Source organism: Acetivibrio ethanolgignens (assembly GCF_001461035.1).
In the GTDB taxonomy this organism is placed as follows: domain Bacteria; phylum Bacillota; class Clostridia; order Lachnospirales; family Lachnospiraceae; genus Velocimicrobium; species Velocimicrobium ethanolgignens.
In genome coordinates this window covers 360-562 of the sequence record NZ_LNAM01000141.1, presented here as the reverse complement: position 1 = coordinate 562, position 203 = coordinate 360, and the positions used below count along the sequence as shown (strand labels likewise).

Here is a 203-nt window from a genome sequence, read left to right as displayed (position 1 = left end):
GGCTAATCATATCTTCTATGATTAACTCGTTTTGCAATGTGTAGTTTTCAAGGTACCATTGAAGCTGTTAGTCAGCTTCTACGGTGATTTCTCACCGAATGGAGATAACGAGATTCGAACTCGTGACCCCCTGCTTGCAAGGCAGGTGCTCTCCCAACTGAGCTATACCCCCATAAAGGGCTTTCGTCCTTTAGTTCTGTAAT

1 tRNA gene is annotated in these 203 nt (G+C 44.3%); it reads right to left on the bottom strand.

Annotated elements, in window-relative coordinates:
* Nucleotides 1–99 precede the first annotated feature (99 nt).
* Nucleotides 100–172 (bottom strand) — tRNA-Ala (locus ASU35_RS07215).
* Nucleotides 173–203: the final 31 nt, after the last annotated feature.